We start from the raw sequence: 23,037 nt of genomic DNA, 5'->3' as shown, positions 1-23,037 counted from the left end.
ACATAGGACCTTCGACAAGCCCTATTTTCCCTGATCAGAAGGCACTTCTGCGTTTCCGGCCCACTCCTTGGACAGCCCTTAACGAAGGGCCGAGGCTAACAAGGCATTGGTGAATCGTGGACCCGGCCGGATTCGAACCGGCCGCCTCCGCTGTGCAAGAGCGGCGCTCTACCAACTGAGCTACGAGCCCCTGTCGTTCGTACCCGGAGCGCGATTCGAACGCGCACTGCCACCGTTCTGAGCGGTGTGCCTCCTGCCGTTGGGCTACCCGGGCGGGGACAAAACAATGGTGCAGAGCCGGAGACGGGATTCGAACCCGCTACCTCTCGATTACGAAACGAGTGCACGACCGATCGTGCTGCACCGGCGTAAAACGTGAGCTGCGAGCGGAGGACTCGAACCTCCAATCTTCCGTTCCAGAGACGGACGTGCTGCCGGATTGCACCAGCTCGCAAAGAACCACGTCGCCCGTCCGGGGGTCGAACCCGGTCTTCCGGAGTGAGAGTCCGGTGGTCTAACCTTCCGCAGCCTCACGGGCGTGAAAAAAATGGCGCGTCCCCGGAGAGATTTGAACTCCCGACCCCCAGGTTCGTAGCCTGGTGCTCTTTCCGCTGAGCTACGGAGACTTGTGGTGCGTGAACCTGGGTGGATTCGAACCGCCGACCCCCGGTCTGCCGAACCGGTGCGCTACCAGCTGCGCTACAAGCCCCTTGTCGTTCCCCGGCCGCCGGCGGCGTGAACTGCCGGCGGCCGGTCGAAAAAATGTGCCATCCACTGTGGAGTTTTCAAAGAGCATGAGAAAGCACGGGCAGCAGGATTCGAACCCGCATCTAACAGATTTGGAGGCTGTCGCTCTACCGTTGAGCTACACCCGTGGGAGATAAAGAAAAACCGCCCTGTCCCGGTCGGGAGGGCGGCTGATCGACGCTAGCTGGATTGCTAGCCTCGCCACCGCTCCGGACCACTCCGCGGTTCGTGGTGAACCGGCAGATCCGCGATCGGACTCGTCAGGGGCTGACCGGGTCGCGCCATGACGCCCTCAGCTCGCAGCGTCTCGCGCTGCGACATGCTCGAGGTCTGCCACCGCATGATCGTCACCCCTTTCCTGATCGTTTCGCCGTCCGGCCCTTTCGGCCGCCCGGCTCGCTTGTGTGGACTACGTTAAGCCGCCGTCCCAGAACCGGCAACGCAATTAATCGCCGAATCTGAAATCAACTGAATGCACTGACCCCGGCCTGTCGGCCACACGAGCAAGACCAGGGCACACAGTCGACAGGCACGCGCAGCGGGCGCGGCACGAGGAGCACACGCAACAGGCGCGGCACGTGGAGCACACGCAACAGGCGCGGCACGTGGAGCACACGCAACAGGCGCGAACCAAAGGCTCCCGCGGCGGCCGGAACCAACGACGTACCCCCTGGGCTTGTCAGGTAATTTAGGCTAGCCTAACCTGACTTCAGCAGCCGGTCGCGCTGGCGTGAGCAAGTCTCGGCTCGCCTTCGCGGGCCGGCGGCGGGGGAACGGCTACATGTTGGCGAAAAGCGGGTATGTCCCGACCATGAGTGATCTTCAACCTGAGAGCTTCGCGGAGTTCGTGACCACGGACGGGCCCGGGTCGGCCGACACCGACCAGCAGGAACCGGCCGAGCCCGCCCTTCGGGAGCCACCACAGCCGGTGAACGACCTCATCCAGCGCTCCGCCGAGGAGCCCGACGAGGGGTCGTACCGATAGACAGACGCCGGGCCCCGCTGCCCGGGGCCCGGCGTCTTCACTTCACCATGTTTCTCAGACCTCGACGGGCGTGAGCTCCGGCAGCGCGACGGGCGTCTCCCGCGCGGCTGCCCGGCGACCGGCCGGGACCAGCAGCGCGACCAGGAAGGCGAGCGCACTGGCCACGGCGAGCAGCAGGAACGCCTCGGTGTAGCCGGACTCGGCGGGCAGTCCCTGCGGGCCGACGTGCCCGGTCACCACGGAGCTGACCACCGCCGTACCGATGGAAGCTCCGATGGTCCTGATGTTGGTGTTCATGCCGCTGGCGACACCGGTCTGGTTCATCGGCACGCTCTGCACGATCAGGTTGATCATCGAGGAGTAGAGCAGGCCGAGCCCGACCCCGAAAACCGCACCGGTGATCGCGACCATGGCCCGGCTGTCGTGGGCGAGGGCGAGACTGAGCGCGGAGAGGGTGCCCAGGCCCGCGCCGATCAGCAGCTGCGCCTTGTTGCTGACCCAGCGGGTGAGCGGGCCGCTGATCGAGCCGAAGACCGCCATCGTGACCATCATCGGCAGCATCAGCAGGCCGGCGCTGCTGACGGTCGCGCCGAACCCGTACCCGGTGCTGGCCGGCACCTGCATGAGCTGTGGCAGGAACGCGAAGACGCCGAACATCGCGGCGCCGAACAGCAGCGACACCAGGTTGGTCGTCCAGACCGCGGGCAGGCGCATCATCCGCATGTCGATCAGCGGCTCGGCCGAGCGAAGTTCGCTCACCATCCAGCCGGCGAAGAAGATCAGGGCAAGGGCAAACAATCCGAGCGTACGGCCGTTGGCCCACCCCCACGTGGCACCCTTGCTCAGCGGGAGCAGCAGGGCGACGAGCCAGCCGGCCAGGAGCACCGCGGAGAGCCAGTTGATCCGGCCGCGGACACCGGCCGGCGACGCCGGGATCACGCGCCACGCGGCGACGGCGACCAGGGTGACCGCGATCATCGGGATCCAGAACAGCCAGCGCCAGTCGAGCCAGCCGACGATCGGGCCGGCCAGGACGATGCCGAGGCCGCTGCCGCTGGCGATGACCGCGGCGAGGATGCCGATCGCGGAGGAGACCCGGCTCGGCGGGTAGACGTCGCGGATGATGCCGAAGGAGACCGGGAAGACGGCGGCGCCGAGGCCCTGCACGACGCGGGCGGCGATGAGCACGGTCACGTTCGGGGCGATCGCGGCGAGCAGGCAGCCCAGCGCGATGGCGCCGAGCGCGACCAGCAGCGTGCGGTCCTTGCCGATCATGTCGGCGATGCGGCCCATCAGCGGGGTGGCCACCGAGGCGGCCAGCAGCCAGGCGGTCAGCACCCAGGTGACCGTGCCGGTGGTGGTGTGCAGGTCCTGCTGGATGGTCGGCAGCACCGGGGTGACCAGTGACTGCATGAGGGCGAACGCGGCGGCCGCGGCGGCCAGCACCGTGAAGGTCACGCGTGGGGTCGCCTGGTAAAGTCGAGGCATGCCTCCACATTAGCGGAGGCACCCCTCCGGTTCGCAACCGCTTTACCGCCGAGGGGGATGTGAGGAGGGTCTCCATGCCTGACGTGCCGCTCGCGACGCGCCGCCCCCAGCGGGCCGACGCACGCCGCAACTACGACGCGCTGCTCGCCGCCGCCCGCGAGATCTTCGCCGAGAGCAGCACGGACGCGTCGCTGGAGGAGATCGCCCGCCGCGCCGGCGTCGGCATCGGCACCCTCTACCGCAACTTCCCGACCCGGCGCGACCTGTTCGAGGCCGTCTACGTCGAGGAGATCAACCAGCTCAGCGCGGCCGCCCTCGCGGTCGCCGACCAGCCGCCGTGGCAGGCGTTGCGCTCCTGGCTCGACCGCTTCGTGCAGTACGTGGTGACCAAGCGCGCCGTCATCGACGCGCTCAACCGGGATTCCGAGCTGTTCACGGCGTGCCGCATCACCATGTACGCGGCCGGCGAGCCCCTGATGCAGCGTGCGCGCGAGGCCGGCGAGGTCCGCCCGGACGCCAGCTTCGACGACATGCTCCGCATGATCTCCGGCCTGGTCTCGGCCACCTTCGTCGACGAGGAGCAGCGCACCCGCGTGATCGACTTCGCCCTCGACGGCATCCGCGCCCGCCCCTGACCCCGCACCGGCCGGTCGCGGGAACGCAAGTGGCCGCGCCGGCTCGGCGGCCGGTCCGGACAGACCGGAGACCGGGCTGAGACACCTACGACTGGTCGACGGCGAACGGCCGGTGTCCGGCCGCGAAGGACGGCTCGGGCACCGGTTTGCCGAAGTAGTAGCCCTGCGCGTACTCATACCCGAGCTCGCGCAGGTAGTCGGCCTGCTCCGCGGTCTCCACGCCCTCGGCGACCGCCCGCAGTCCCAGTCCCTTGCTGACGTGGATCAGCGCGTCGACGATCACCGCCCGTTTCCCGCCCGCGGTGATCTCGTCGACGAACGACTTGTCGACCTTGAGCACGTCGACCGGCACCGTACGCAGCAGGCCCAGCGACGAGTGCCCGGTGCCGAAGTCGTCCAGCGCGATCCGCACCCCGGACCGGTGCAGGGTCTCCACGGCGGCGACCGCGACCCCGCCGCCGAACAGGGCGGTCTCGGTCACCTCGACGAGCAGCTGGGCCGGTTCGATGCCGCACTCGGCGATGATCCCGGCCACCACTTCGGGGAAGCCGGGTTCGCTGAGCTGCCGGGCCGACACGTTCACGCTGACGTAGCCGGGCGCATCCCGGCCCAGGTCGCGCCGCCACCCGGCGAACTTCCAGCACGACGTACGCATGACGAACTCGCCCAGCTCCACGATCAGCCCGTTGTCCTCGGCGATCGGGACGAAGTCGACCGGGCTGACCAGACCGCGGACCGGGTGGTGCCAGCGGACCAGCGCCTCGCACGCCCGTACCCGCCCGGTGTCCAGCTCCACGATCGGCTGGTAGACCACCCGGAAGTCGCCGTCGTCGAGGCTGTGCCGCAGGTCGGCGCCGAGCCGCGCGGTCGCGTCGGCGCGCTCGTCCAGCTCGGCGCTGTAGATCATCAGCTGGCCGCCGGCCGCCTTCGCGGCGTAGCGGGCGGTGTCCGCACGGCGTACCAGCTCCGGCACGGGCACTGCGCCGCACTCGGCGCTGTCGGCGACCCCGAGCCGCGCGTTGAGCAGCAGTTCGTGCTCGCCGGAGACGATCGGCTGCCGCAGCAGTTCCATCAGCCGGGCGACCACCGCCTCGCCCTCGCCCTCGCGCGTGTCCAGGACCAGCACCGCGAACTCGTCGGCACCCATCCGCGCCACCGCGTCGCTCTCGCGCAGCGACGAACGCAGCAAGCCGGCGACCGCCGCGAGGGTCCGGTCACCGGCGGCCCGCCCGAGCCGGTCGTTGACGTGCTTGAACCCGGCCAGGTCGATCATGATGAGCCGGCACGGGCCGGCCGCGACGCCCTTGACCGCCTCCTCCTCGAACGCGCGCCGGTTCGGCAGCCCGGTCAGATCGTCGCGCATGGCCAGGTCGTGCAGCCGCGCGGCCTGGCTGTGGGCCCGCGCGATGTACCCTGACATCCGGGTCACCACCAGCACGAACAGGGCCATCGAGCCGATCCCGACGACGAGCCAGCTGGTCGCACCGGCGCCGCGCTCGCCCTGCACCAGCAGGATCGCCGGCACCAGCAGCATCGAGGCGGTCAGCGCGATCAGCCGGCTCCAGCCGAGGGTGTCACCCTCCTCGACCGGCCCGGCCGTCGCCGACGGGTGCGCGGCCGCCGCCGCCCAGAGCACGTAGGCCAGCAGGTAACCGGCGTAGACCAGCGACCCGGTCGCCGCCATCACCCCCGGCAGCAGGGTGTAGATCACGTTACAGGCCAGCGTGACCACGCCGCCGACGGTCAAGAGCCACATGCCGGCGGTACGCGGCCCGCGCCGCAGCAGCATCGGCACCAGCAGTGCACAGAGCAGGACGCCCATCGTGGGATAGCCGGCCGTCACCGCCCGGGCCAGCGGCGGAAGACTGTCGTCGAGCACCACCGGTTCGATCACGAACGTCCAGTAGGCGATCCCGACACTGATCGCCACGATCGCCGAGTCGATCAGGTTGCCGGACCAGACCGGCCCCCGCCGCCGCGTCAGCAGGAACATCGCCGTCGTCAGCAGCGGGTACGCGCCCAGGTAGAACGCGTCCGCCCAGGACGGGAACCGCCCCGTCCCCTGCACGGCGTAGACCAGGTCACCGGCGACCCAGGTGACGACGCCGGCCACGAAGACGTACCAGGCCGGCTGCTGCGACCGGTGCCGGCGGCGGGCCCCGACCACCATGACGACGCACACCACGACGGACAGCAGAGTGGAGACGACGAGCGCGGGCCAGCCGTACGGGAGCAGCGACCACCCGCCCACCACGGCTATGCCACCCAGCAGCCAGGCGAGCCACCACGAAGGTCGCCGGAGACCCGTCACATCCCGACTGTTCGGCACGTCACGGCGAAAGTTGAGGACAGCGCTGAAGAACGTCGGACCTATGCCGATCGGCTTCGGGCGAACGTCCCGGCTGCGGCCCGCCGGCCGGCCGTGCAGCCTGTTCTCCTGCGCCGCGGTCGGCCGCCGCCGGACCGTCAGTCGCGCCGGGTCAGCTGTTCGATGTAGCGGGCCTCGTACCGGTCCAGAAGCGGCCCCACCTCGGTGGTCGCGGATGCCTCGAACAGGTCGAAGACCTTGCGGTAGTGCCGTACGTCGGTGGGCCCTCGCGACACCAGGCCGGTGTTGTACACGTCGATGAGCACGAGGCTCTCGTCCAGCAGGGTGAAGCCGTGCAGTGGTGGGAAGGCGAACGGTCCTTCGTCCGGGATGACCGCGAACCTGATCGCCGGGTGCCGCGTCAGCAGCTCCCGCAGGTGGCTCAGCTGCGCCAGCATCTCCGCCGGCGGGCAGACCTGGCTGCGCAGCACCGACTCGGTGATCACGAACCGGAACGACTTGCCCGGCGCCCCGAGCACCTGCTGGCGCCGGATCCGCGCGGTGACCGCCTCCAGGATCGCGGTCTCGGTGTGCTCGTCGCCCTCCGCCTCGGCGAGGGTCTGGAACGACATCAGCGCCCCGCGCGCGTATCCGCTGGTCTGCAGCAGGCCCGCCAGCAGGGCGGGCTGGAAGTCGCACACCTCGGCGGTCGCCGCTTCCCACTCGGCCAGGCTCTCCTGGCGGCTCACCAGCGGTGACACCGTCGGCCGCCAGTCGGTCATCCGGTCGTGAGCGTCCTCGGCCCGCCGGATCAAGGTCCGGACCTGTGCGTCGTCGGCGCCGAGGGCCCGGGCCAGGGTCGCGACGTCAGCCGGGTCCGGGAGGCTCTTGCCCCGCTCCAGCCGGGAGATCTTCGGCTGGCTCATGCCCACCATCTCGGCCAGCCGGGTGCCGCTGAGCCGTTGCGCCCGCCGCATCCGGGCCAGGGTGGCGCCGACCGGCTCCTCCGGGTCGAAGGGAGCGCCGCCGATGGTCGACACGACGCCCCCTCTCGCGTCACGACAGGTCGCTGAGCACCTCGCGCAGCAACTCGGCCGGGATTTCGACCAGCATCTCACCGTCGGGCAGATCAATGCCCGCACGCTCGGCGGAGACCGCGAATCCCTGAACCACGTACCGCCCCGGACCCGCTCGATAGATCGTCGGGCAGGAGCCGGCCGAACAGTGGTTGGCCACCACTTGGAGGGAGAACGAAGGTTCTTCGTTCCCCCTGGAAGCATTATTCACGAGAGGAGAATAGGACATATGGGGCGGCCTCCGGCGCAAGACCGCTCAGAACACCGTCCAGATGCGCTCTGAGCAGCCACGAGTGGTTCGTCGCACGAGCGTGTCGGAGCGTCACTTGACAATGTCGGACAACCAGTGCGATCACGGCCGTCAACCAGAAAGAATATCGACGGAAACAAACTCTGTCTGCGATACCGCAGTCTGCCGCATACCTGTCAGCCAGATTCCTGATCGAAATATGGAAATCGGTCGCACTTTTCGCTGTCCATGAATTCGGGGTAGTAATTCAGGCGCGGTGAATAGACGATCGACACATCCACTTCGCCGCACCCCGCGGGGGTCGCAAATGATCGAAACAATGTCGCCGTATCCAGCCGTGCCGATCGGCGCTCCAGTGCTCCACCTGGCTCTGGCCGCCCTGCTGCTGGTGGTCGGACTTCGATATCTGAAGCGGGCGGTCGAACCGATCAGACCCGTCGTCGGGGCCATCGCCTCGGCCGCCGTCGTGGCGTTCGCCCTGGGCGCGTCACTGGCACTGATAGTCGCTGCCGCTTTCGCCCGCTGATCGATCGGATGTCGTCATGTCTGCTGTCGCCCTGATCGGACCCGTGGCCGCGATCATCGTCTTCTTCCTGGTGACCGAATTGCTCCTCGCCATTCTGCCGCTGCTCTTGGTGATAACGCTGGTGCCGCCGCATGAAAGGCCGGATCTGGCCGCCGTTCTCGCCGCCGCCGACAAGAGCCCGCGGTGGCGTTTCTGGGCCGAACTGCGGACCGCCGTGGCCGCCCGCCGGCGCGCTCAGGCCGGACGGTACTCGACCTCGGGCCGCCCCGGCCCGCCGTAACGGGGAGTGCGGACCGCCCGCCCCGACTCGGCCAGATGCTCTCGGTAGCGCCGCGCGGTGACCCGCGCCGCTCGGCGGCGGAACTCGTGCCGGCCGGCCACGACCCGTTCGACGAGGCCACCATCCTCGACGACGATCATGCCCCGGCCACCCCCGAGGACAAAGCGCTTTGCACCCTTGGACCCGATTTACGCGTACGCCGTAAGGCCTGTTCCGGCGCTGGCACGGCTCACCCGGCCCCCGGTCAGCCGTGCCAGCGCTGTGTGCGGGCCATGTCAGCGTGATCACGCACGCTTCTCCCGACAACGAATGAGGGGGAGCGAGGATCGTGGACGATCTCGTAGTGCGCGCCGAGGGGTTGCGCAAACGCTTCGGTAAGACGCAGGCGCTCGACGGGGTGGACCTGGCCATGCGCCGGGGCACGGTGCTCGGCGTGCTGGGGCCCAACGGGGCCGGCAAGACGACCGCGGTACGGGTGCTGGCGACCCTGCTGCGCCCGGACGAGGGCACCGCGTTCGTGGCCGGCGTCGACGTGCTGCGCGAACCGCAGAAGGTACGCCGCCGGATCGGCCTGACCGGGCAGTACGCGTCGGTCGACGAGGACCTGACCGGCACCCAGAACCTGGTGCTGATCGGCCGGCTGCTCGACCTGACCGGCAGCGACGCCAAGAAGCGGGCGGTCGAACTGCTGGACTGGTTCGACCTGACCGAGGCCGCGGGACGCCCGGCCAAGACGTACTCCGGTGGCATGCGCCGCCGCCTCGACCTGGCCGCCAGCCTCGTCGGCCACCCCGAGGTGATCTTCCTCGACGAGCCGACCACCGGGCTCGACCCGGCCAAGCGCGAGGACATGTGGGGCGTCGTGCGCACCCAGGTCGCGCAGGGCTCCAGCGTGCTGCTGACCACGCAGTACCTGGAGGAGGCGGACGCACTGGCCGACGAGATCGTGGTGGTGAACCACGGCCGGGTGATCGCGCAGGACACCCCCGACGGGCTCAAGCGGCGCGTCGGCGGCCAGACCCTGCGGATCCGGCCGGCCGATGCGGGACGGCTTCCCGACGTACTGCAAATTCTTGACGGTGTTGCCGCACCCGGCACCAACGCCGCGCCGGACAGCGCCGCCGGCTCCCGTCCCGGCGCCGCCTCGGTGCCGGTGACCTCGGACAGCGCGCTCGACGACGTGATCCCGGCGCTGCGCCGGGCCGGCATCGAGATCAACGAGTTCGGCCTGCACCTGCCCAGCCTCGACGAGGTGTTCCACACGTTGACCGGAAAGACGAAGTCGGAGGCCCTGGTATGACCGCCCGCACGGAGCGGCCGCAACCCGGGCCGAGAAGCGGCACCGCACGCGAGGGCCAGAAGGGCACACCGATGGAGGCAGAAGCATGACCACGGCTGTACTCACCCAACCCACCCAGCGGGACATTCAGCGGCCGTGGGGACTGGTCCGGCACGCGGGCGCGCTCGCCAAGCGCAGCCTGATCAAAACCGTCCGCACGCCGGAAGCCCTGATCGACGTCACCGTCCAGCCGGTCATCTTCCTGCTGATGTTCACGTACCTGTTCGGTGGCGCGATCGCCGCGGACGGGAACCGGCACGGCTACCTGCAGCTCCTGCTGCCCGGCATGCTCGCCCAGTCCCTGGCGATGGGCGGCATCGCCCTCGGCCAGAACCTGAACGCCGACATCGAGAAAGGCGTCTTCGACCGGTTCCGATCACTGCCGGTGTCCCGCTCGGCGCCTCTGGTCGGCGCGGTCCTGGCCGACATCGTCCGCTACGCCACGGTGTGCGTGGTGACGCTGGGCTTCGGCATGATCATCGGCTTCCGGATCGAGACGGACACCATGGCCACCCTCGGGGCGATCGCCCTGGCCATCGGGTTCGGCCTGTGCTTCGGCTGGATCTCGGTCTGGGTCGGCATGAAGGTCCGCACCTCGGGCGCCGTGCAGGGCGTCATGTTCCTGCTGGTCTTCCCGCTCTCGTTCGGCAGCAACGTGTTCGTCCCGACCGAGACGCTGCCCGACTGGCTGCAGGGCTTCGTGAAGGTCAACCCGATCACCCATCTGGTCGGCGCGGAACGTGGCCTGCTGATCGGCGGTCCCGTCGCCCACCACCTGTGGATCACCCTCGCCTGGATGGCCGGGCTGCTCGTGGTCTTCGTCCCGCTCGCCCTGCGCGCCTACAACAAGCGCACCTGACGCAATGGCTCCGCCTTCGGCTCGCGGGCATCGCGCCCTCGGCGGCTGACGTCGAGAGGTCCGGCAACGACCAGCACAGCGGTGGTCGTCGCCGGACCTCTCGACGTCAGCGGGCGCGATGCGGGCCGGCTGGGCTCAACCCTCGATGGCGCGCAACTGGCCCGGGTCCGCCCGGGCCAGTGCCGTGTTCGGGTCCAGGGCCCAGCCCGCCGCGTACGCCTCGGTGAACCCGTCCTCCCCCAGCACCGCCCGGTTCCGCCGGGTCAACTCGGCCACCTGCAGATCCGTCGGATCGTGGGCACCGCGCAACCGGGCCGCCGCGCCCAGCAGCTGCGCCGCCTCCCGATGCCGGCCGGTCAGCTCGGCCAGCCCGGCCGCCCCGACCGCGACCAGCGACAGGATCGGCATGTCCCGGGTCTCGCACGCCGCCTCGTACGCCAGAATCAGCGCCCGCTCCGCCCGCGCCTGGTCACCGCGCCGCAACGCGAGGGTCGCCCGCACCCCCTCGATGATCGCCGTCCCGTGGTCACCGTTCAGGAACCCGGGCTCGTCGACGGGCAGCTTCCCCTCGGCCCGCGCCACCAGCTCCTCGGCCCGGTCCAGCTCACCCAGCGTGATCATCATCCCGGCCTCGAGCCCGTCGATGAGCAGCATCATCTCCGGCGACATCGCCCGTTCCGCCCGGGCCCGCGCAGCGGCCAGCGCGACCAGCGCCGCCTCCGGCTCGCCGCGCCGCAGATGCAGGTCGGCCCGCCGCAGATCGATGAAGACCTCGTCACCCAGGTCCAGCGACCCGAACTCCCCGGCCAGCGACTTCGCCGTGGTCAGGTCGGCCAGCGCGCCGTCCAGGTCACCCTCGTACTGCCGCAGCAACGCCCGCAGCGGCAGCACGGTCGCCTGACCCCAGCGGTCACCGGCGGCCCGGAACCCGGCGAGCGCGGCGGTCACGTCCACCCGGACCTGCTCGACGTCGCCGTTGTTCTCCGCGACCTGCGCCCGGAACAGCCGCGCCAGCGCGGCCACCCACGCGTCCGGCCCCTCGACCAGCTGATTCATCCGGGCCTGGGCGGCCTCCCGCTCCTCGGCCATGAACAGCACCACCGCGGCGAGCGCACCGACCAGCCCGGGCAGCTCCGGATGCGACATCAGCCGGTCGGCCAGTGAACGCAGCCGGTCCTGCCGCTGCTGCGCGGTCTCCGACATCATCACCACGTCGAAGCTGACCCGGTTGAGCGTCAGCACCGCCTCGGCGCAGTCGGTGACCAGCCGGCTCCGCTCACCCGGCAACTGCAGCGCCTCGTTCAGCCAGAACGAGGCGTCGGCGTGCCGGCCGAACATCTGCCAGTACCACACCAGGCTCAACGCCAGCCGGGTCGCGCCGTCCGCATCCCCCTCGTCACACAGGTGGCGCAGGGCGGCGAGCGCGTTGTCGTACTCGCCGCGCAGCACGACCAGCGCGTCCAGTTGCTCGGCGGTCCGCAGCCGCGGGTCGTGCTCGGCGACCAGCGCGGACAGGTAGCCCGCGGCCAGCCGCCGGGTGCCGGTCAACGCGTGCTGCGAGGCGAGCTGGTCGATCCCGTACTCCCGGAGCGTCTCCAGCATCCGGTAACGACCCTCCGGCGCCCGCTGCAGCAGCGACTTGTCGACCAGAGCGGCCAGCAGATCCGGGATCAGCGCGGCCGGCACCCCCGCGTCCGCGCAGACCGCCGTCGCCGACCCCACCGTCACCCCACCCGGGAACACCGACACACGCTCGGCCACGATCCGCTCGTCGTCGGCCAGCAACTCCCAGCTCCACGCGATCACCGCACGCAGCGTCCGGTGCCGCGGCAGCGCCGTCCGGCTCCCCGTCGTCAGCAATCGGAAACGGTCATCGAGCCCGTCCGCCAACTCCCGCAAGCCGAGCGTGCGCAGCCGGGCCGCGGCCAGCTCCAACGCGAGCGGCAACCCGTCCAGCCGCCGCACGATCTGCACCACGTCACCGACCGTCGCCGCGTCCAGCCCGAACCCCGGCAGCACCGCCGCCGCACGCTCGGCGAACAGCCGCACCGCCGGCGACTCCCGCGCTTCCTCGAGCTCCGCCTGCTCCGGCAGACCCAGCGGGCCGAGCGGCACCAGCGCCTCCCCGTCCACCGCGAGCGGCTCCCGGCTCGTCGCCAGGATCCGCAGACCCGGACACCGCACCAGCAACGCCGTCGCCAGGTGCGCCACCGCGTCGATCAGATGCTCGCAGTTGTCCACCAGGAACAGACACTCGCGCGCGGCAAACTGATCCACCAGCACGTCGACGTCGGTGCGCCCCTCCAGCCGCAGCCCCGACCCCTCCGCGAAGATCGCCGAAGCCCGCAGCCCGGTCGCCGCCAGCACCGCCGCCGCCAGCTCGGCCGGCGCCGTCACCGACGCCAGATCGATCAGCCACACCCCGTCCCGGAACTCCCCGCGCCGCCGCCGCGCCGCCTGCGTCGCCAGCCGAGTCTTCCCGGCCCCGCCCGGCCCCAGCACCGTGATCAGCCGCCCGGAGCCGAGCAGATCGTCCACCCGGGCAAGATCGGCCTCACGGCCGATGAAGCTGGTCAGCGGTTCCGGCAGGTTGCTCGCCGCCGGCTTCCGGCCCGCTTCCGCTTCCCCCTGCCCGCGTACGTCGTGAGCCCCCCACCCGTCCGCCACCCGCTCCCCGGTCAGCCGCTCCGCCGCGGCCCGCTCCGTGGCAGCGCCTTCGGCGACCGCTCGCTCCTCCGCCTGCGCCGCCTCGGCCTTCCCGCCGGGAACGGGATCCGTGCGGTCGGATCCGCGCAGCAGGCGCAGGTGTCGCTCGCGCAGCGCCACCCCCGGATCGACCCCGAGCCGGTCCGCGACCTCTTCGCGGACCTGCTCGTACAGCGCCAGCGCATCCGCCTGCCGCCCCTGAGCCGCGAGCGTGTCGATCAGCAGCCCGGCGACCCGCTCGTCCAGCGGATGCTCCTCGTTCAACCGGACCAGCCGACTCTCCGCCACGTCATACCGCCCGAGCAGGAGATCCGTCTCCGCCATCTCGGCCAGCACCGCGCTGACAGCCCGCCCCAGCCGAACCCCGGCCGCCTCGGCCACCGCGCCCACCTCGGCCGCCACCGGCCCGCGCACCAGCCCGGCCGCCTCCCCGAGCAGCTCCGCCGCCCCGGCCGCATCCCCGGCCCGAAGCCGCTGCCGCCCGTTCCCGGCCAGCCGCTCGAACCGGATCACGTCGACGTCGTCGTCGCCCACCGCCAGCCGGTAGCCACCCTCGTCCTGAGTGACCGCCTCCGCATCCCCGAGCACCCGCCGAAGCCGCGACACCAGCGACTGCAACGCATTCGCCGGATCGGCCGGCCGCTCCACCGGCCACAGCGAGTCCACCAGCGCACCGGCCCCCACCGGCCGCCCCGCCGCCAGCGCCAGCCGCACCAGCAGGCCCCGGAGCCGCGCCCCCGGCACCGCTAGATCCGCTCCCCCGCGGCCGACCCGCAACCCCCCGAACAGCTCGACCCGCAACCGCCCGGCACGCTCCCCGTGCTCGCTCACGCAGCGATCCTCCCCCTCCGCCACCACCCGGACCAAACCACCCCACCCCCACCCCTCAGCCCTCTCCCAGCCCACCGTCAGCGTGGTGTCACATCGGGCACGCAGATCGCCCGCACAGCCCGCTCAAGCCCCGCCGGCCGGTCCCGCCCCGGCCTGGCCCTCACCGTCGTGATCAAGGGTGAACAACACCGGTGAGGGTTGGCCGGCCTGCCCCCGGCGACCCACTCTGCCCGAGCGTTGCAGGTCGAATTCGCACGCTGTTCCCGAGCGTTGCAGGCCCACTTCGCAGAACACCGACACGCGCCTTTCGGTCGACGGTATGTTGCGTCTCGCCGCGGTCCCCTACGTCCCGGAGCGGCTTGGCCGGACACCCGCCACCTGCTCTTAGCCATCCTAGGAGGCTAGCCTGGGAGGATCAGGCGCCGGGCGGCGGCTGCTGGTGCAGGGGCGGGCCTCAAACGAGACCCAGCGAGAAAGCAGGCAGGCACCGCACGGCGTGGGCGCGGCACGGCGTGGGCACGGCACGGCGTGGGCACGGCACGGCGTGGGCACGGCACGGCGTGGGCACGGCACGGGGTGGGCACGGCACGGGGTGGGCACGGCACGGCGTGGGCATCGCACGGCGCGGGGGCTCAGGGGGTGGTGCCCAGGAAGCTCAGCCACCGCGCGAGCCGAGACATCAACCATGATGAGCGTGACCGGTCAGGGCGGTTCGACCGTCGGCGGACCGCCTGGCCGGACCAGCCCGAGGTCGTACGCGATGATCGTGGCCTGCACCCGGTCCCGCGCCCCGAGTTTCGGCAGCAGGGCGTTGACGTGCACTTTCACCGTCCCGGTGGTGATGCCCAGGGCGGCGCCGATCTCCGCGTTGGAGCGGCCACGCGCGAGTTGCATCAGCACGTCGCGCTCGCGCGGTGTCAGCGCGTCCAGCCGCGGATCGGCCGCCCGGGTCGCGGTCACCCGGCCGTCGGCGAACGCGTCGATCAGCCGGCGGGTCACCACCGGGCTCAGCATCGCCTCCCCGGCCGCCACGGTCCGGATCGCGGCGATCAGGTCGTCGGGTTCGGCGTCCTTGAGCAGGAATCCGGAGGCGCCGGCCCGCAGCGCCTCGAAGACGTAGACATCCTGATGAAAGGTGGTCAGCACCAGGACGCGCGGGGCGTCCGGCAGGGCGGTCAGCCGGGCCGTGGCGGTGATCCCGTCGACACCGGGCATCCGCACGTCCATCAGCACCACGTCCGGCGTCGTGGTCACGGCCAGCTCCAGCCCGGCGGCGCCGTCGGCGGCCTCGCCGACGACCCGCATGCCGGGCTGCGCGCCGACGATCGCGGCCAGGCCGGCCCGGACCATCGCCTGGTCGTCCACGATCATCACCCGGACGATGACGGCACCTCCCCGGTCTCCGGCTCCCCGGCCGCGTGCAGTCCGTCCAGCATGGTGCGCATCATGGCCAGGGAACGCCGGGCCGCGCCGAGCACCTCGGCCAGATCACCGCGATCGGCCGCTGCGGGGACCTCGGCCGCGTGCCGGAGCACCGCTTCGCCCAGGTCAGCCGCCATCCGATCGCGCTCCTCGCGGGCCCGCTGCTCGGCCTGCGCCCGCATCGCGGCCACGCTGCCCTCCTCCCGGTGCCACCGCCGGTCACGCCGGCTCCGGGCCGCGAGGCCGGCCAGCCACGCGAGGGTCGCCGGGCCGCCGGCCAGCAGGATACCGATCAGGGCGTAGACCACCACGAGAACCGCCGTGACGGGCGCACCGGACGGCTCGGCCGGGCCCGGCGGCTCGCCCGGGCCGGTCACCAGGAGCGCCGCGAGAACCAGGGCCGGCGAGAGCACACCGGCCATCAGCGCGAGCCACGCCCGTTGCGGCCGCCCGCTCCACGAAGCGACCGCGTGGACCGCGACCAACTCGGCGCCCGGACTGAACAGAAACAGCCAGCCCAGGCCGGCGGGCAGTACCGTGGCGGTCAGCAGCGGGCCGAGCCAGCCGGTCGCCGCGACCACCGCGAACACCGGCCACGGGCGCGTGCGCCGCCACAGCAACGGCAGCGCGTGCGCGACCATCGCCAGCAGCACCAGCACGGTCACGGCCGGGTCGAGACCGTCGCCCGCCTCGGCCGCGAGGCCACTCAGCGGCACGACGAGCGGCAGAGCAGCCACGGCCGCGTCCACCACGATCCGGCTTCGCAGGAGGTGCCGCTGTCCCGGCAGGGGCGCGGCGAACGGCACCCGGGCCCGCACCCGCCAGCCGCGCTCGCAGGGACCGGCGTCCAGGCTGCCGCCGAGCGCGACCGCGCGTTCGCGCATCCCGGCGACACCGCGGCCGCCGCCCAGGCCGGTCGCTCCGGCCTGGCCGGCGGCGGCTCCGTCGTCCTCGATCACCAGCTCGGCATGCTCGCCGTCGTACCGGAAGGAGAGGACGACCGATCCGGCGGGCGCGTAGCGGAGGGTATTGGTGAGCGCCTCACGCGCGATGCCGTGCATGGCGGCGGCGAGTTCGGCCGGTGGCTCGCCGCCGGGCAGGCGCAGTTCGATCCGCTGGCCGACGGCCCGGAAGGATGCGGTCAGCGCGCTCAGGCCGGGCTCGCGGTCCTCGGGGGTGCCGGTCGGCAGGACCTCGACCAGGCGGTGCAGTGACGCCAGGGTCTCCCGCCCGGTCCGCGCGGCGAACGCCAGGGACTCCGCCCGCAGCCCGGGTTGCCGGTCGGCCAGGAACGTCGCCGCCTGGGCGTTGACGACGATCGAGGTGAGGTGGTGCGCGGTGACGTCGTGCAGCTCGCGCGCCAGCCGGTGGCGCTCGTCGAGCTTCGCTTCCCGGCGTGCTCGTTCGGCCGCGGCGAGACGACGGGCCGCCTCCGCCCGCTCCCGGGTCCAGTGCCCCCGGATCCGGCCGAGCGCGGCCACCAGTGCGCTGGACGCCGCGTCGACGACCAGTTCCAGAGGCAGGTCGTCGCCGCCGGCCGCGAGGCTCAGCACGCCCTGGACCGCGACGACCGCCGCCCAGCCGGCGAGCACCGTCCGCCGGGAGCACCGGGCGCCCACGCTGAACAGCGCGATCAGGTCGGCGGCGGCAATGACGGCAGGCGCGTCCCCGGGTACGAACCACTGCTGACCGGCCGGGGCGACCCAGGTCGCCAGCGCGATCCCGGCGCATGCCCCGGCGAGGGCCGGCACCGGGTGGGTGCGCCGCAGGGCCAGGGCGGCGCCGACGGCCAGGCAGACGGCGACGAACGTGATCGCCGGCACCGCCGCGGCCGGCGGCCGGGCCAGGCCGGGCCAGAGCGTGAGCTGGACAGCCACCAGCAGCACGGGGAGCGACCAGGTGTGCGGGCGGGCCATGATGACCACACCCTATCGAGCGGCCCGGTCAGTGCCGGTCGCCCGGCTCCTGGTCGCCGGGCCGGGCGGTGCCCCGGACCGACCAGCCGATCGTCTTCTCGATCAGCAGCCAGGCGCCGATGCCGGCCACGGTCAGCGACAGCCCGACGTACCACCGTCCCAGGATCCCGGCGTCGCCGGCGATGCGCATCCGGTGCAGCACCATGATCACGGCGAGCGGCGCGCACGAGACGACGATGACCGGCCACCGCCACCATCGGCGAGCCCGGCCGGCCGGAACCTTCTCCACTGCCCGAGCGGTCTCCATCTCCATGACCGCAATTCTGCCGCCGCTCGCCGTCCGGCGGATCCCGCCACGGTCGGAGTCCGGCCTATGTCCGCGGGTATAGGCGGCCGGTGGCCGAGTGCCGGATCGCGTCAGCGGCACGGCGTCATATACACCGGTGGATGTCACCCGCAGGTCACCCCCGGGCGATAGCGTCCGCGGCCGTGGCCGGCGTGGATCGTAGACAGTTTCCGCCTGGTACGTGTCGCAGGTGATCGACATCCTCGCGTCGGAACCGGAGATCTGGTCGAAGACGGCGCTCTTCATCCTTCAAGGCGCCGAACCGCGGACCGGTCGGCCTGCCGGAGACGGCGCAGTTCAGACCGGCCGACCTGATCCGCCGGCCGGATCTCGTGCCGGTGCCGCCGGCCGACCCGGAGCTGCCGGAACAGGAGCGTGGCGTGCGTCCGGCCCGGGCTCTGCCGGACACCCTGCACGCGGACGCGACCGCCGACACCGTCGAGCTGCGCAACACCGGAAGAGCAAGTGCGGACGTCGCAGGTCGACGCGTCGCGCATGCACGGCTGGTATGACGTCACGGTCACCGCGGGCAGCACCGTGGCGCAGTACGCGGGACACCTGGAGAACGGCCGGGACAGCATCCCCGACCCGGGCATGGGCGGCTTGATCGGACCGCGATCCGCCTCCGCGGCCGGTACGCCGGTCCCGGAGGCGGAGGCGGACAGGCACTGACGGTCACGGATCCGATGCGCTAGTTTCTCGCCATGGCCCAGAAGAAGTCCTGGCACGACCTGTCCCGCGGGCAGCAGGGGGCGATCCTGACCGTCGGCGCCGCCGAACTCGTGATCACCACCATCGCCGTGGCCGATCTGATCCGCCGCCCCGCCGTCCAGGTCCGCGGCCCCAAGCCGGCTTGGCTCCCGGTCATGCTCGTCCAGCCCTTCGGCCCCCTCGCCTACCTTGCCTGGGGCCGCCGCCGCCCATGAGGGCACCGCGACATCCTCGGGCTCCGGGCCGGCGACGGCGGCGAGGTCGCCAAGTGCTGGCTACAGGTGCTCACCGTGGTGATCGAGCCCGGACAGCCACAGTGGGAATCAGCCGGGGAGGGTGACCGGCGGTCAGAGGGTGACCCAGGTGCCGGGGGTGTCGCGGAGGGCGTCGACGACAGCCGGCGCGGCACGGTAGGTGACGTGGCCGCGCGGGCACATCAGCTCGTAGATCAGATCGGCGTGGTACCGCAGCAGCATGTCGCGCAGCGTCTGCTCGTCGGGCACCCCGGCCAGGGTGCCCTCGAGGAGGTCGCGTTCGACGGCGCCACTGCGGCGGGGCATCACCTCGTAGCCCGCGGTCGCGAGGACCGTGAGCATGGCCGGGAACCGCCGATGGATCGCCTCCGCCATGACGTCACCGCAGGCCGGGCAGAGCAGCTGCTTGCGCACCGTCCATCCCATCCGCCCAGCCTGCCCCAACCGCCACCGCGGCACCACCGGAGATTGCCGGGCGAACGGATCGGGTAAGCCGATCCCGTGACCACGCCGTACCCCAGCATCGAGCTGATCAAGCTGAGCGACAGCGACCGGATGGTCGGCGACCCGGCCGAGGACATCCGCGGGCGCAAGGTCCAGGACCGGGACGGTCACGAGCTCGGGCGCGTCGACGACCTGCTGATCGACCCGGACGAGCAGAAGGTCCGGATGCTGCACGTCGCGCACGGCGGGATCCTGGGCTTCGGCGCGAGCCACTCCTATGTGCCGATCGAGGCGATCCGGGCGATCGACGACGAGGTGGTGCACGTGGCCGAGCCGAAGCAGATCGTGGCCGAGGCGCCGGTCTACGACCCCGAGCTGATCGACGCCACCGAGTACTACAACGAGCTGTACCGGCACTACGGTTATTCGCCGTACTGGAGCGCCGGGTACCTCTACCCGGGCTACCCCTATTACCGCATTTGATCGGCCTGGTGCCACGAGCGCCACAGCGCGGCGTAGGGGCCGTCGGCGGCGAGCAGTTCGTCGTGCGTGCCGAGCTCGATGATCCGTCCGTCGTCCATCACGGCCACCCGATCGGCGTCGTGAGCGGTCTGCAGCCGGTGGGCGACGGCTATGACGGTACGGCCGTGGAGCACCGCCGCCAGCGCCCGTTCCGCGTCGCGGGCCGCGGTCGGGTCGAGCAGCGCGGTCGCCTCGTCGAGGATGATCGTGTGCGGGCCGGCCAGCAGCACCCGCGCCAGTGCGAGCTGCTGGGCCTGAGCCCCGTCGAGCGGCTGTTCGCCCAGGTCACGGTCGAGGTCGTCGGCCCAGTCAGCGCCGACCGTGGCCAGGGCCGCCCGCAGTTCGGCGTCGGGGGCGGGCACCATCAGGTTGTCGCGCACCGACTCGCGGAACACGTGGTGTTCCTGTGTCACCAGGACGACGTGGCTCCGGAGCTGCTCGGGCGGGAGATCCGCGACCGGGACGCCGCCGACCGTGACGGTGCCCGCGGTGGGGCGGTCGACGCCGGCCAGCAGACGGGCCAGGGTGGACTTGCCGGCGCCGCTGAGTCCGACGACGGCGAGGCGCTCGCCCGGGCGTACCGTCAGATCGACGTCGTGCAGAACGTCGCGCCCGGCGTCGTAGGAGAAGCGGACCCCGCGCACCTCGATCCGGTCACTGTCCGGAAGTGATCCGGCGAACGCCGGCGGTGGCGGGGTCGCCGCCAGACCCTCGACCCGGGCGAACGACGCGGCCGCCGACTGCAACTGCTCGATCCGGATCAGCAGCGTGTCGAGGGGATTGACCAGCTGGCGCAGGTACAGAACGGCCGCGCCGAGCGTGCCGAGCGTCACCCGATGGTCCATGTAGAGCACCCCGCCGAGCAACAGGACCAGAACCACCGGCATCGCGTACGACGTCTCGACCACCGGAAAGAACACGCTCCGCAGTCCGAGGGTGATCAGTCGTGTCCGGCGGGTGTCGGCGATCGCGGCGTGCCCGGCCGCGAGCCGCCGGCCGGCCAGCCCGAACGCCTCGATGGTCCGGGCGCCCGACGTGGTCGCGGCCAACTCCTCGGCCAGCCACGAGTTCGCCTCGCCCTCCCGCAGGTACGCGTCCCGGGCGCGCCGCAGATACCACCGGGTCACGAACCAGACGCCGGCGAGGCCGAGCACGCCGGCGACGCCGAGCAACGGGTTCAGGACGATCACCGCGACGATGATGAACGCCATCTCGGCCAGGCCGATCAGGATGCGCGGCAGGATGTCGCGCAACGTGGTCGCGACCGCGTCGACGTCCGTGGTGCCGCGGGCCGCGACGTCACCGCTCGGCACCCGCTCGACGATCGACGCCGGGAGGGCGAGCGCGCGCCGCAGGAACGTCTCGCGGATCCGGGCCGAGGTGCGTTCCCCGAAGCGGAACGCCAGGGCCAGCGCCCAGCGGGACAGCAGCATCTGGACGATCGCGCAGGCCAGGACGGCCAGGGCCAGCCGGTCCACCGCGTCGGCACCGCCACCGGCGGCGACCGTGTCGATGACCCGGCCCAGCAGCCACGGTGCGCCGAGACCGGCGATCGCGGCCAGCGAGTTCAGGGCGATCATGGCGGCGACCGAGCGTTTGTCGGCGGCGATCAGGCGGGCGGTGGCCCTGACCACCAGCCGCTGGCCGGCGACCGGAAGTGCGGTGCTCATTCGTCGCCTCCGAAGACGCGGGTCACCAGGGCGCGGTAGCCGGGTTCGGCAACCAGCAGCTCACGATGGGTCCCGGTCGCGGCGACCCGGCCGTCGACCAGATAGTGCACGGTGTCGGCGCGGTCCAGCAGCACCGGGGAGGTGGTCGCCACGACCGTGCCCCGGCCGGCCCGGGCGGCGGCGAGACGTTCGGCGATGGCCGACTCGGTGTGCGCGTCGACCGCCGACGTGGGTTCGGCGAGCAGGAGCATCTCCGGGTCGGCGTGCAGGGCGCGGGCCAGCCGGAGCCGCTGGCGCTGGCCGCCGGAGAGGTTGCGGCCACCCCACTCGACCGGGCGGGCCAGGTCGTCGGCGACGTCGTGGGCGACCGCGGTGTCGATCGCGGCGCGGATCAGGTCGTCGTCAGGGTCACGGCGGCCGGCGACGACCTCGCGCAGCGGGCCGGCGAACAGGTCGGCGTGGTTCTCGGCGACCAGGATCCGGTCCCGCACGACGTCCCGCGCGACGTCCTCCAGCCGCTGCCCGCCCCAGCTCACCGGCTGATGCTCAGGGGTACCCCCGGCCTGCGGAAACACCCCGGAGGGCCAGCCGTGCTCGTCGGCCGTCCCGGTCGGCTCGGCCGGGAGGTAGCGGCCGAGCCGATCGAGGATCTCGACGGCGTCGGCGGGGCGGGTACCGGCGAGGGCGGTCAGCCGTCCCGGCTCGGCGGTCACGCCCGACACCGGGTCGTGCAGGCGGGACGGCCCGACCGGCCCCTCCCCGCCCCGCGGATCGTCCAGCGGCAGATCGAGGAAGCCGGTCACGCGACGGGCCGCGACCAGTCCGTACGTCACGTCGAACCCGCAGAAGATCAGCACACTGACCGGGATGATCAGCATCGCGGTGTACCCGTAGACCGCCACCAGTTGCCCCGCGCTGATCTGCCCGGCCGCCGCCATCCGCGCCGCCACCCAGATCACGATCGCCAGGAACACCATCGGCAACCCGTCGCCGAGCGCGTTCACCCAGCTCGACGGGCGGCCCACCCGGTAGCCCTGGTCGCGCAGCCGGGCCGACTCCCGCACGTACCGCTCGAGGTGGGTGGCGCTGCCGCCGAGCCCGTTGAGCACCCGCAGCCCACCGACCACGTCGACGAGCCGGGCGTTGAGCGCGCCCTGCCGCTCCCGGTACCGCGAACCGGCCCGCTGGGTGCCGTTGAGCAGCGGCCCGACCAGCACGCCGAGCGCCGGCACGCCGATCAGCACGACCAGCGCGAGCTGCGGCGCCGTCCGGTGCAGCAGGGTGGCGACGACCGCGCAGGCCAGGACCGCGGCGACGCCGACACCGCCGACGTTCATGGCCCGGCCGATCAGCCACACGTCGGAGATGCCGATGGTGACGACCTCACCGGCGGTGATCCGGCGGGGCAGGGCGGCACCGAGCCGGGTGGCGTGGGTCAGCACCTGGTCGGCGGTGCGCAGGGCGGCGGCGATGCGCAGTTTGGTCATGCTGCGGTGGCGCATGATGCCGAGCCCGGCGCCGGCCAGCCCGCAGGCGAACACCGCGGCGGTCCAGAGGATCAGCGGGCCGGGCCGGCGCGGGGTGATGCCGCGGTCGATCGCCTGCGAGATCAGGTACGGCATGGTGGCCAGGCTGAGGAACCACAGTGACCCGAACAGCGCGCCGAGCGCCACCCGGCCCTTCAACTGGCGTGCAAGCCACCACAGGTACTGACCGGGTCCC

Annotated in this window: 20 protein-coding genes and 8 tRNA genes; 9 read left to right on the top strand and 19 right to left on the bottom strand. The window is 71.9% G+C overall.

The annotated features are described in order from the left end of the window. Positions 1-117 precede the first annotated feature (117 nt). The 8 genes from ACH442_RS40220 to ACH442_RS40185 form a co-directional block, all read right to left on the bottom strand. Positions 118-190 (bottom strand) — tRNA-Ala (locus ACH442_RS40220). A gap of 10 nt (positions 191-200) precedes the next feature. Next, a tRNA-Leu gene (locus tag ACH442_RS40215) sits at positions 201-274 on the bottom strand. Positions 275-295: 21 nt separating this feature from the next. Further along, a tRNA-Thr gene (locus tag ACH442_RS40210) sits at positions 296-368 on the bottom strand. A gap of 12 nt (positions 369-380) precedes the next feature. Beyond that, positions 381-454, bottom strand: a tRNA-Gln gene (locus tag ACH442_RS40205). 10 nt (positions 455-464) lie between these two features. After that, a tRNA-Glu gene (locus tag ACH442_RS40200) sits at positions 465-539 on the bottom strand. Positions 540-553: 14 nt separating this feature from the next. Beyond that, positions 554-626, bottom strand: a tRNA-Arg gene (locus ACH442_RS40195). Between the two features lie 10 nt (positions 627-636). Further along, positions 637-709, bottom strand: a tRNA-Ala gene (locus ACH442_RS40190). Positions 710-803: 94 nt separating this feature from the next. Further along, positions 804-875 (bottom strand) — tRNA-Trp (locus ACH442_RS40185). Positions 876-1,558: 683 nt separating this feature from the next. Between ACH442_RS40185 and ACH442_RS40180 the strand changes: the two genes are divergently transcribed. Beyond that, positions 1,559-1,732: a hypothetical protein gene (locus tag ACH442_RS40180; RefSeq protein ID WP_396343381.1), complete on the top strand. Its 174-nt coding sequence runs from the start codon at positions 1,559-1,561 to the stop codon at positions 1,730-1,732. Between the two features lie 54 nt (positions 1,733-1,786). Here the strand turns inward: ACH442_RS40180 and ACH442_RS40175 are convergent, their stop codons facing one another. Further along, positions 1,787-3,220, bottom strand: a complete 1,434-nt coding sequence (locus ACH442_RS40175; RefSeq protein ID WP_396343380.1) for an MFS transporter — start codon at positions 3,218-3,220, stop codon at positions 1,787-1,789. Positions 3,221-3,294: 74 nt separating this feature from the next. On the opposite strand from ACH442_RS40175, the gene ACH442_RS40170 reads away from it, so the two are divergent. Beyond that, positions 3,295-3,855 (top strand): TetR/AcrR family transcriptional regulator, encoded by a 561-nt coding sequence (locus ACH442_RS40170; RefSeq protein WP_396343379.1) that lies wholly within the window; start codon positions 3,295-3,297, stop codon positions 3,853-3,855. A gap of 85 nt (positions 3,856-3,940) precedes the next feature. Here the strand turns inward: ACH442_RS40170 and ACH442_RS40165 are convergent, their stop codons facing one another. Beyond that, complete coding sequence (locus ACH442_RS40165; RefSeq protein WP_396343378.1) at positions 3,941-6,166, bottom strand: putative bifunctional diguanylate cyclase/phosphodiesterase; 2,226 nt, start codon at positions 6,164-6,166, stop codon at positions 3,941-3,943. Between the two features lie 155 nt (positions 6,167-6,321). After that, the gene (locus ACH442_RS40160; RefSeq protein ID WP_396343377.1) at positions 6,322-7,203 is read right to left on the bottom strand and encodes a helix-turn-helix domain-containing protein; all 882 of its coding nucleotides are present in this window, start codon (positions 7,201-7,203) and stop codon (positions 6,322-6,324) included. A gap of 605 nt (positions 7,204-7,808) precedes the next feature. Here ACH442_RS40160 and ACH442_RS40155 point away from each other — a divergent pair. Both ACH442_RS40155 and ACH442_RS40150 read left to right on the top strand, forming a co-directional pair. Further along, positions 7,809-8,015 (top strand): hypothetical protein, encoded by a 207-nt coding sequence (locus tag ACH442_RS40155; RefSeq protein ID WP_396343376.1) that lies wholly within the window; start codon positions 7,809-7,811, stop codon positions 8,013-8,015. A gap of 16 nt (positions 8,016-8,031) precedes the next feature. Further along, positions 8,032-8,295 carry a hypothetical protein gene (locus tag ACH442_RS40150; RefSeq protein WP_396343375.1) on the top strand — a complete coding sequence of 88 codons (264 nt, stop codon included), beginning with the start codon at positions 8,032-8,034 and terminating at the stop codon, positions 8,293-8,295. Here the strand turns inward: ACH442_RS40150 and ACH442_RS40145 are convergent. Continuing rightward, a complete protein-coding gene (locus ACH442_RS40145) occupies positions 8,250-8,435 on the bottom strand; it encodes a hypothetical protein (protein ID WP_396343374.1) in 186 nt (61 codons plus the stop codon). The two genes, ACH442_RS40150 and ACH442_RS40145, sit on opposite strands and share 46 nt — an antisense overlap. A 188-nt stretch (positions 8,436-8,623) precedes the next feature. Here ACH442_RS40145 and ACH442_RS40140 point away from each other — a divergent pair, with 188 nt between their 5' ends. Both ACH442_RS40140 and ACH442_RS40135 read left to right on the top strand, forming a co-directional pair. Further along, positions 8,624-9,595, top strand: a complete 972-nt coding sequence (locus ACH442_RS40140) for an ATP-binding cassette domain-containing protein (RefSeq protein WP_396343373.1) — start codon at positions 8,624-8,626, stop codon at positions 9,593-9,595. A gap of 85 nt (positions 9,596-9,680) precedes the next feature. Further along, positions 9,681-10,493 carry an ABC transporter permease gene (locus tag ACH442_RS40135; RefSeq protein ID WP_396343372.1) on the top strand — a complete coding sequence of 271 codons (813 nt, stop codon included), beginning with the start codon at positions 9,681-9,683 and terminating at the stop codon, positions 10,491-10,493. Between the two features lie 135 nt (positions 10,494-10,628). On the opposite strand, the gene ACH442_RS40130 is transcribed toward ACH442_RS40135, so the two are convergent. The 4 genes from ACH442_RS40130 to ACH442_RS40115 form a co-directional block, all read right to left on the bottom strand. Beyond that, positions 10,629-14,030 (bottom strand): AfsR/SARP family transcriptional regulator, encoded by a 3,402-nt coding sequence (locus ACH442_RS40130; protein WP_396343371.1) that lies wholly within the window; start codon positions 14,028-14,030, stop codon positions 10,629-10,631. A gap of 702 nt (positions 14,031-14,732) precedes the next feature. Then, the gene (locus ACH442_RS40125) at positions 14,733-15,401 is read right to left on the bottom strand and encodes a response regulator (protein WP_396343370.1); all 669 of its coding nucleotides are present in this window, start codon (positions 15,399-15,401) and stop codon (positions 14,733-14,735) included. Continuing rightward, positions 15,401-17,368 (bottom strand): histidine kinase, encoded by a 1,968-nt coding sequence (locus ACH442_RS40120; protein WP_396343369.1) that lies wholly within the window; start codon positions 17,366-17,368, stop codon positions 15,401-15,403. Before ACH442_RS40120 ends, ACH442_RS40125 begins: the two co-directional genes overlap by 1 nt. A gap of 28 nt (positions 17,369-17,396) precedes the next feature. Continuing rightward, complete coding sequence (locus ACH442_RS40115) at positions 17,397-17,681, bottom strand: hypothetical protein (RefSeq protein ID WP_396343368.1); 285 nt, start codon at positions 17,679-17,681, stop codon at positions 17,397-17,399. A 498-nt stretch (positions 17,682-18,179) separates the two neighbouring features. Here ACH442_RS40115 and ACH442_RS40110 point away from each other — a divergent pair, with 498 nt between their 5' ends. Both ACH442_RS40110 and ACH442_RS40105 read left to right on the top strand, forming a co-directional pair. Next, positions 18,180-18,386 (top strand): hypothetical protein, encoded by a 207-nt coding sequence (locus ACH442_RS40110; protein WP_396343367.1) that lies wholly within the window; start codon positions 18,180-18,182, stop codon positions 18,384-18,386. Positions 18,387-18,418: 32 nt separating this feature from the next. Then, positions 18,419-18,640, top strand: a complete 222-nt coding sequence (locus tag ACH442_RS40105; RefSeq protein WP_396343366.1) for a PLD nuclease N-terminal domain-containing protein — start codon at positions 18,419-18,421, stop codon at positions 18,638-18,640. Between the two features lie 132 nt (positions 18,641-18,772). Here the strand turns inward: ACH442_RS40105 and ACH442_RS40100 are convergent, their stop codons facing one another. Further along, entirely contained in the window at positions 18,773-19,105 is a 333-nt protein-coding gene (locus tag ACH442_RS40100) for a hypothetical protein (RefSeq protein ID WP_396343365.1), read from the bottom strand. Positions 19,106-19,180: 75 nt separating this feature from the next. Here ACH442_RS40100 and ACH442_RS40095 point away from each other — a divergent pair, with 75 nt between their 5' ends. Then, the gene (locus ACH442_RS40095) at positions 19,181-19,606 is read left to right on the top strand and encodes a PRC-barrel domain-containing protein (protein WP_396343364.1); all 426 of its coding nucleotides are present in this window, start codon (positions 19,181-19,183) and stop codon (positions 19,604-19,606) included. Here the strand turns inward: ACH442_RS40095 and ACH442_RS40090 are convergent. Together ACH442_RS40090 and ACH442_RS40085 are read right to left on the bottom strand one after the other, a co-directional pair. After that, a complete protein-coding gene (locus ACH442_RS40090) occupies positions 19,594-21,315 on the bottom strand; it encodes an ABC transporter ATP-binding protein (protein WP_396343363.1) in 1,722 nt (573 codons plus the stop codon). The two genes, ACH442_RS40095 and ACH442_RS40090, sit on opposite strands and share 13 nt — an antisense overlap. Then, positions 21,312-22,988 (bottom strand): ABC transporter transmembrane domain-containing protein, encoded by a 1,677-nt coding sequence (locus ACH442_RS40085; RefSeq protein WP_396343385.1) that lies wholly within the window; start codon positions 22,986-22,988, stop codon positions 21,312-21,314. Before ACH442_RS40085 ends, ACH442_RS40090 begins: the two co-directional genes overlap by 4 nt. Between the last annotated feature and the right edge of the window lie 49 nt (positions 22,989-23,037).

Origin of the sequence: Actinoplanes sp. NPDC020271 (assembly GCF_044388125.1) — a bacterium.
GTDB lineage: Bacteria > Actinomycetota > Actinomycetes > Mycobacteriales > Micromonosporaceae > Actinoplanes.
Note: the sequence above shows the minus strand (reverse complement) of the source record. Positions and strands in the feature narration are given on the sequence as shown.

Bases quoted from the DNA above. Each gene is read 5' to 3' on its own strand.
- ACH442_RS40180 (WP_396343381.1), top strand. From the start codon at position 1,559: ATGAGTGATCTTCAACCTGAGAGCTTCGCGGAGTTCGTGACCACGGAC.
- ACH442_RS40175 (WP_396343380.1), bottom strand. From the start codon at position 3,220: ATGCCTCGACTTTACCAGGCGACCCCACGCGTGACCTTCACGGTGCTG.
- ACH442_RS40170 (WP_396343379.1), top strand. From the start codon at position 3,295: ATGCCTGACGTGCCGCTCGCGACGCGCCGCCCCCAGCGGGCCGACGCA.
- ACH442_RS40155 (WP_396343376.1), top strand. From the start codon at position 7,809: ATGTCGCCGTATCCAGCCGTGCCGATCGGCGCTCCAGTGCTCCACCTG.
- ACH442_RS40150 (WP_396343375.1), top strand. From the start codon at position 8,032: ATGTCTGCTGTCGCCCTGATCGGACCCGTGGCCGCGATCATCGTCTTC.
- ACH442_RS40145 (WP_396343374.1), bottom strand. From the start codon at position 8,435: ATGATCGTCGTCGAGGATGGTGGCCTCGTCGAACGGGTCGTGGCCGGC.
- ACH442_RS40135 (WP_396343372.1), top strand. From the start codon at position 9,681: ATGACCACGGCTGTACTCACCCAACCCACCCAGCGGGACATTCAGCGG.
- ACH442_RS40125 (WP_396343370.1), bottom strand. From the start codon at position 15,401: ATGATCGTGGACGACCAGGCGATGGTCCGGGCCGGCCTGGCCGCGATC.
- ACH442_RS40120 (WP_396343369.1), bottom strand. From the start codon at position 17,368: ATGGCCCGCCCGCACACCTGGTCGCTCCCCGTGCTGCTGGTGGCTGTC.
- ACH442_RS40115 (WP_396343368.1), bottom strand. From the start codon at position 17,681: ATGGAGATGGAGACCGCTCGGGCAGTGGAGAAGGTTCCGGCCGGCCGG.
- ACH442_RS40105 (WP_396343366.1), top strand. From the start codon at position 18,419: ATGGCCCAGAAGAAGTCCTGGCACGACCTGTCCCGCGGGCAGCAGGGG.
- ACH442_RS40100 (WP_396343365.1), bottom strand. From the start codon at position 19,105: ATGGGATGGACGGTGCGCAAGCAGCTGCTCTGCCCGGCCTGCGGTGAC.
- ACH442_RS40090 (WP_396343363.1), bottom strand. From the start codon at position 21,315: ATGAGCACCGCACTTCCGGTCGCCGGCCAGCGGCTGGTGGTCAGGGCC.